Origin of the sequence: Proteus myxofaciens ATCC 19692 (assembly GCF_001654855.1) — a bacterium.
GTDB lineage: Bacteria > Pseudomonadota > Gammaproteobacteria > Enterobacterales > Enterobacteriaceae > Proteus > Proteus myxofaciens.
On the sequence record NZ_LXEN01000080.1, the window covers coordinates 1 to 7775 of the forward strand.

Genomic DNA, 7775 nt, shown 5'->3' on the forward strand with positions numbered 1-7775 from the left:
TTTGAATAATGCGCCACTGTTATAAACAGGAATATTGCCAAAAATAGGGCTACCACCATAGCGATTATCTTGGCCTACATTATGGGTGTGTCCAACAAAAACAGCAGAAACTTTATAATGCTCTATCCAATATTTAAATAAATTGAGTTCTTCTTGTGAGGATTTATTAGGAAAATGCTGGTTACCATCATGGAAATTCAAAATAATTTTTTTATTTTGATTTCTCGCTCGAATTAAGTTTCTTTCTAACCAATCAAGTGAGCTAGTAACTTCAATGGTTGCGGCTGCCCAGTGATCGAGTGTGACATGGTATGTGGGGTAATTTTGTAGCTGCACAAAGTGAAAATTACCGTATTCCCATGAGTATGCTTTGCTACCTGAATATTCTGTACTGTCATATTCGAAATTCCCAGATGTTGCATAACCGCGATATTCTTCAATGCGGTAATGCATATCAAAAACCATACCTCTTGCACATGCATTCATGCTGTAATCAGAGTTACTCGGTTCTGCACAATCACCAACATTATTTTGATAATCATGATTACCTAATCCCACATAAGTATTAAAGCCTAATGGTGAAGGTGCAAATAGTGAACGAAAACTTTCGCGTTGAGAACGTCGTCCAAATTCGGTTAAATCACCATTAATAATACCAAAAGCAAACGATTTTTCGCGATGAAGCGCTTGAATACTGTTTCTTACTTTGGTTACCGTTGATTCCCAACTTTGTTGGGAGTTATTGGGATCATTACCTGCTAAATCTAGCCTCCAAGGTTGAGGGTCAGACATAACAATAACTGCATAATTTTCGTTTTGTTCCATATTCATTAGATATTCCTTTTCAGTTGTGGGAATACCTTCTTTTTACGGAAATCACCAATAATCACAATGTTAAAATTTATCAGAGATAAATATTAAAAGTAGTCAGATTGATGTAATCGTATTCATAAGTGAGTTTCTTGATAATGCAATTTTTAACTAATGTCGGAATAACTTATTCAAAAAAGAGAGTGAGAGATTGTTCAATACGATAAAACGGTGTTGATGATAAAAATAAACTAATACAAAGTGTTTTTTGTGCACTTATTCTCATTTTTCCAGTAACAAGTCTATAAATGCTTGTTGTTAATGATATTGATTATGATTAACATTAACAATTATATTATGGATTCTTGTAAAGCATTTCTTGCTTGGAAACTTTGTATGTTTAAATCCGTTATTTCTGCAACTTTGCTTCTTTTTTTCTCTTCTACATTGAATATTGCATATGCCTTCGGTGTAGGCGCTGATAGCCAATCTTGGCCTCGTATATTTACTAGTGCTGATGGCTCGAAAGTTGAGATAAAAAAACAACCTAAACGTATTTTATCGGCATCAGTTTCAATTACTGGCACATTATTAGCGATGAATGCACCTATTGTCGCTAGTTCAACAGCAGTCAATGGCCAGTTTTTTGCGCAGTGGGATCATATTGCTAAAGAAAAAAATATTGAAAAGCTTTGGTCTGCTGGCAGCGTTTCATTAGAAATGGCCTATCTTTATGAACCTGATTTAATTGTCGTATCTATTAATGGTGGTGATACTGTTTATCCTCAAGTCTCACAATTTCAACAAATTGCACCTACCATTGTTTTAGATTATGGCAAACAAGGGTGGGAAAGCTTAGCGCAACAACTCGCGCAGGCCACAGGCCAAGAAAAAGAAACCGCTTTGTTGTTGCAACATTTTGAGCAATTAGTAAAAGCAGGAAAAGAAAAACTCCAATTGCCAGAAGGCAAAGTCAATATTATCTCTTATTTCGGCGCTGGCACCGTTAATCCTGTTTCTCTACCTACAAGCCCTCATGCCATATTATTACAACAATTAGGGTTTACTATCGAAAGTGCTGATTTAGCTTGGCAACCTAAAGGAAAAGCGGTTTCTGATTTTGTATGGGCCCAATATGAGCATTTAACACAACTAACAGCACCAACAACCTTTTTATTGAGTGGCACCCAAAAAGAAGCCGATGTTTTTATGGCAGATCCTATTCTTGCAAATATTCCTTCTGTTAAAAATAAGCAAGTTTATGGATTAGGCGCTAACTCATTTCGTGTTGATTATTACAGCGCACAGGAAATGATTAACGATATTGTCGCGCGTTTTAAGCAACCTAAGTGATAACATGTTTACCTCGCCACACACGATAAAATGGGGGATTAGAGCGGCATTTCTCCTATTAATTCTCTTTTCATTACTAAGCCTATTTGTAGGTAGTCGTGCTGTTTCTATAGAAACAACATGGCACGCTTTTGTTGATTTTGATACGACAAATAGTGAGCATCTGTTAGTCCGTTATTTACGCTTTCCTCGTACGTTATTAGCGATTGTTATTGGTGTCGCATTAGGGAGTGCTGGAACCTTAATGCAAGCTTTAACACGCAATCCGTTAGCTGATCCTGGCCTTTTTGGTATTAATGCAGGGGCTATGGTCGCGATTGTGGCGCTAATTGCATTAACGGGAATAACTGATGTCACGTTGTATATGTGGTTTGGCCTATTAGGTGCCTTTATCGCAGGTATTGCGGTGTATTTACTCGGTGGTGTAAGGCAAGGGCTTAATCCTGTCAGAATGGTGCTTTCAGGTGTGGCGCTTTCTGTTGTTTTATTAGCATTAACACAATTAATTACCGTTAATAGTGATGAACGGGTTTTTGACCAATTTCGCCATTGGGTTGTGGGATCATTGCAAGGTCGTAGTTTTGACGTGTTTTATCCTATTACTGTATTGGTATTGATAGGCAGTATTATTGCTTATTCACTTACTCGTTCATTAGATATTGTCACATTAGGCGATGATATTAGCCAAGCATTAGGGGCTAATCAAAATCGAGTATGGTTACTGGCGGCTCTGGCTATTGTTTTACTTGCAGGAAGTGCAACCGCAGCTGTAGGCCCTATAAGCTTTTTAGGATTAACAGCACCCCATTTTGCTCGTCGTTTAGTGGGTGCGGAATATCGACGTATTTTACCCATGTCGATGCTTATCGGTGCACTTTTGATGCTAATTGCAGATTGTTTAGGGCGATTAATTGGTGCACCTAGCGAAATTAGTGTCGAAATTATGATCTCACTTATTGGTGGGCCTTTCTTTATTTTTCTTGTAACACGTTGGCGGATAATTACATTATGAAAAAGCAACATAATGACATTATTTGTCAGTTAGGTACTTGGTCTTTCGTTTTTTCACTGCGTGATGCGCTAGTGGCATTTATTCTTTTTATCTTAGTCATTGTGCTCGCATTATTGGCAATGACGACAGGAAAATTCCCTATCGATATATCAACACTGGTCGATATTATTTTTAGTGAGTCACAGCATAGCGTTAAAGAAAAGATTGTGATTGATATTCGTGTCCCTCGCTTATTCACTGCGATAGGTGTTGGTGCCGCTTTAGGCATTTCAGGGGCTATTTTTCAGTCTATTTCTCGTAATGTATTAGGTTCACCTGATGTGATTGGTTTTACAACGGGGGCGGCATCTGGTGCTTTATTACAAATCATTCTGTTTAATGGCACGATGACTGATATTGCGATTTCTACATTAGCAGGCGGTATGATAACAGCCTTAGTGGTGTATTTATTATCACTAAAAAATGGCGTGATGTCAGGCTACACAATGATATTGGTGGGTATTGGTGTTGGTGCTGTCTTACACGCATTTAATGCTCTTTTATTGGTCAAAGGCAATATTGATAATGCGATTGTCGCTAATCTCTGGCTTGCTGGCTCGTTAAATGCGCGCACTTGGCAGCATGTTTATCCTGTTTTTATTGGATTAGTCATCTTAGTCCCACTTATCTCTTTTTATGCTAAATCACTCACACTGATGGAGATGGGTGATGATATGGCACAGCAATTAGGTGTTAATGTAGGGCGTGTTAGATGGATAACTATTTTTAGTGCAGTACTATTAGCATCTTTAGCTACAGCGTGTGCTGGCCCTATTGCGTTTGTTGCCCTTGCCGCTCCTCAGCTTGTTATTCGATTAAATAATTCAGGAAAGTTGCCTGTAATGAGTTCGGCACTTATGGGCGCTTTGCTATTACTAAGTGCTGATGTGTTATCGCAACGTTTACCTTTTAATATCATGATGCCAGTTGGTTTAATGACTGGCGTTATCGGTGGGTTATATCTTTTATGGTTACTCACTCGCGCTTATAAAAGTTAGTTTGATTGCAGCAATACAGTTATAAATATAAATAATAAATGAGTTGTTTTTTATTAACTTATGGATGAGTTTATCAATATTTTTATAGTTTATTGAAAGTTGGTAAGTAATGAGGGCCTTTTTAAATCGTCTTATGGCATGCTAATTTGCATGAAAGGATAGGCTCATGTCTGGTGTTCTTACTCTACACACAAAAAAAAGCACAGTTGTAACACTTGTTCGAATGGCTTTATTAGGAACGTTATGTACCGTTATTCCTAATGTTTCTGCACAAGAAATACAAAAAGAGCCTACGTCACAAAATAATAAAAGACACGGTGACAATGGTGACAATAATGAAGATGTTTTAATTGTTACTGGTGAAAAGCTTAATAAATCAATCTATGACACAGGTTCAAGTGTCACGGTATATGATTATAAAAAAATTGAATCTACACCTAATGCGGATGTAAATACGTTATTACAGATGACACCAAATGTTGTCGATAACGGCAATAGTAATGCATTACCTGCTATTCGAGGTGTTGATGGCTCAGGTCCTGCTCAAGGTGCTATCGCTTTTCTAGGTGGTACACGTCCTCGAGTCAATTTCTCTGTTGATGGGCGCTCTTTTACCTATAACGAATTTGGCTATGGTGCACAATCGTTATGGGACGTTGATAACGTAGAAATTTTCCGTGATCCTCAAAGTTATGTTCAAGGACGTAACGCGATTGCAGGTGCGATTTTAGTTAAAACAATGGACCCAACCTTTTATTGAGAAAATGCAGTAAAACTAGGTGCAGGACAACAAGATCGGCGCCAATATGCTGTCATGACATCAGGCCCTTTAATTGAAGATAAGCTTGCATTTCGTTTTACTGCTGAAAGGCAAGAGCGTGAAAGCTTTGTGCATATGGATAAATATTCGCCAGCAGGTGATCCTCGCGATATTCGCTCTAATACATTCCGAGGTAAATTATTATATGACTCAATCGATAATCCTGATTTTAAAGCGAAACTTACAGTAAGCCATCTTGATAGTCGATCACCGCAAAATGAAGCCAATATGGCCAGTAATTTAGCACCAAACACACCTTCTCGTTTTCGTCCTGTTATAAAACGTAAAACAACGAGTGGTATTTTAAATACGACATGGGAAGCCAATCACAATTTAAGTGTAGAAAATACACTTATTTATACTGATTTCTCAACTCGTCGCTTAACAGAATCTCAAAGTCCTCGTGCTGATATAGATGCTAAAGAATTTGAATTTGAGCCAATGTTGCGTTTTAAAACAGAAAGTGAAGCATTAAGTGGTATTTTTGGGGTTCGCTATTTTCATGGTAAACAAGATGAGTTTGTGAATATTTTTGGTGGCAGTTATTTTGATGATAAAACAGAAACTGCATCAGCTTATGGTTCATTAACTTATGCTCTTTTCCCTGAAATCGATGTTACTTTATCAGGGCGCTTTGAGCGCGAACATCATACACGTAATGGTGGAAGTAAAACGGTCGTTATCGATTTTGATGAAACCTATAACACATTCTTACCTAAAGCCGATATTGCGTGGAAACCAGGCGTAAATCAAACCGTCGGTTTCGCTATTGGTCGTGGTTATAACGGTGGTGGTGCTGGTGTGACGATTGGTAATCCTATCGTGACCTATGTGTATTCGCCTGAATATGTATGGAATTATAGTTTATATACACGTAATAGCTTATTAGATAATAAGTTAAGCGTAATGACGAACTTGTTCTATAACGATTACAAAGATATGCAATTACCATTCTATTTAGGGCCTAACTCAAGCACTATTCGCAATGCTAAGAAAGTCGAAACTTACGGTGCTGAATTAACGATTGCTTATCAACCTATCGATTCACTTGAGTTAAATACAGGTATTGGTTTACTTAAAACCAAAATAAAAGATTTTGGTAATAGTGGTATTGAAGGTAAAGAATTAGCGAGAGCACCAGATTATACTGCGAATGTGGGGGCTAAATACCAATTAACCCAGGCTATGGATATTAGTGGTAACGTACAATTCTCAGGTAGTTATTTCTCTCAAGCGAATAATGCTGAAAGTGGCAAAGTAGATAGCTTCTGGCTTGCTAATTTACAGCTGGGTTATAACTTTACATGGGGTAGAGCGACATTATTTGCACAAAATCTGTTTGATTCAGATAAACGTATTCTTATCCCTGATAATAATAAAGATACCGCGATTTACCAACGTCCTCGTATGTTAGGCGCAACAGTAGAGGTTCGTTTCTAAACATCGTTAATACAGCAAGGGTGATGATAATACATCCCCCTTGTTATTTATGGTTAATCTAAAAGATAGTGTGATGAATAATAGCCGACTACAGACAAAAAATTTAAAATTAGGGTATCAACAAGTAACGATTTGCCAAGATATCTCTCTTGCTATTCCTGATAAACAAGTGACTATTATTATTGGTCCTAATGGCTGTGGTAAATCAACGCTATTGCGCAGTTTATGCAATCTACTAACACCACAAGCAGGAGAGGTGTTATTAGACGAGCATCCTATAGAAAAATTACCAACAAAATTATTAGCACGCAAAATTGCATTATTACCACAGACAATGCAGGCTCCCGCAGGAATTACGGTTACTCATTTAGTGGCAAGAGGGCGGTTTCCTTATCAAAGCTTTATGCGTCAATGGAGCAAAGAAGATAAGTTTGCCGTTGAAGCAGCAATGAAAAAAACCGGAATTACTGAGTTTGCTGATAAAACGGTGGATTCATTATCTGGTGGTCAGCGCCAGCGTGCTTGGGTTGCGATGGTTTTAGCGCAGCAAACGGATATTTTATTATTAGATGAGCCAACTACTTATCTTGATATCGCCTATCAATATGAACTATTAGATATTTTTAGAAAGTTAAATCAAGAACAAGAGCGTACGGTTGTGGCTGTTTTGCATGATCTTAATCAGGCTTGTCGCTATGCCGATAATCTGGTTGTTATGGTAAAAGGGCAGATTATTGCGCAAGGAAAGCCGACAGAGATAATTAATGAATCATTAATTAAACATGTTTTTGATTTAGAATGCCAAATAATCGCCGATCCTGTCACACAAACGCCAATGATAGTGCCTTGTTGAAGAGTGAAGTGTAGATAATATAATGAAATAAAGCGGTTTAATTCGATGGTTCACCGCTTTATTTAGTATAGATTTAGCAATAAATTAGGCTGTTTTAGGCCATTTGTTGGCAATCCAAAGACCACTCATTTTCATGGCATAACCAAAGAGTACACCAACAATTAATGAAGGAATACTTTGGGTTAAATCGCCTTGTGCCGCAAATAGTGTGCAAGCACCCACAAAGGTGCCGGGTATATAGGCAAGAAGTGTACTTTTGGCTTGTATACACATGATAAAAGCAATAATGCCCGTAATAATGTAACCAATCATCGCGCTATCATTGAACAAATTACCGCCATAAATAATAGCAAGAGCCCAAATAACACCACTCATTATTGTCGCAATAGTGATAATTAAGCCTTTTATACCTTCTTTAGGATAGGCAAAATAAGCGGTGCATCCTAAAAA

Annotated in this window: 8 protein-coding genes; 6 read left to right on the forward strand and 2 right to left on the reverse strand. The window is 37.7% G+C overall.

The window, feature by feature from the left end:
* Window positions 1-831: metallophosphoesterase (locus M983_RS08445; RefSeq protein WP_066749641.1), on the reverse strand; the 831-nt coding region annotated here is incomplete at its 3' end.
* A 375-nt stretch (window positions 832-1206) separates the two neighbouring features.
* Here M983_RS08445 and fepB point away from each other — a divergent pair.
* The 6 genes from fepB (at window position 1207) to M983_RS08475 (ending at window position 7325) form a co-directional block, all read left to right on the forward strand.
* Window positions 1207-2163: a Fe2+-enterobactin ABC transporter substrate-binding protein gene (gene fepB / locus M983_RS08450; RefSeq protein ID WP_066749647.1), complete on the forward strand. Its 957-nt coding sequence runs from the start codon at window positions 1207-1209 to the stop codon at window positions 2161-2163.
* A 4-nt stretch (window positions 2164-2167) separates the two neighbouring features.
* The gene (locus tag M983_RS08455; RefSeq protein ID WP_066749642.1) at window positions 2168-3175 is read left to right on the forward strand and encodes a FecCD family ABC transporter permease; all 1008 of its coding nucleotides are present in this window, start codon (window positions 2168-2170) and stop codon (window positions 3173-3175) included.
* Window positions 3172-4212 carry a FecCD family ABC transporter permease gene (locus M983_RS08460; RefSeq protein WP_066749643.1) on the forward strand — a complete coding sequence of 347 codons (1041 nt, stop codon included), beginning with the start codon at window positions 3172-3174 and terminating at the stop codon, window positions 4210-4212. Before M983_RS08455 ends, M983_RS08460 begins: the two co-directional genes overlap by 4 nt.
* 166 nt (window positions 4213-4378) lie before the next feature.
* Window positions 4379-4972 (forward strand): TonB-dependent receptor plug domain-containing protein, encoded by a 594-nt coding sequence (locus tag M983_RS17900; protein ID WP_066749644.1) that lies wholly within the window; start codon window positions 4379-4381, stop codon window positions 4970-4972.
* A 54-nt stretch (window positions 4973-5026) separates the two neighbouring features.
* Window positions 5027-6472 (forward strand): TonB-dependent receptor, encoded by a 1446-nt coding sequence (locus tag M983_RS08470; protein WP_066749645.1) that lies wholly within the window; start codon window positions 5027-5029, stop codon window positions 6470-6472.
* A gap of 73 nt (window positions 6473-6545) precedes the next feature.
* A complete protein-coding gene (locus tag M983_RS08475; protein ID WP_066749648.1) occupies window positions 6546-7325 on the forward strand; it encodes an ABC transporter ATP-binding protein in 780 nt (259 codons plus the stop codon).
* Window positions 7326-7409: 84 nt separating this feature from the next.
* On the opposite strand, the gene M983_RS08480 is transcribed toward M983_RS08475, so the two are convergent.
* Window positions 7410-7775 (reverse strand): DUF1097 domain-containing protein (locus M983_RS08480; RefSeq protein WP_066749646.1); only part of this gene is annotated, 366 nt, incomplete at its 5' end.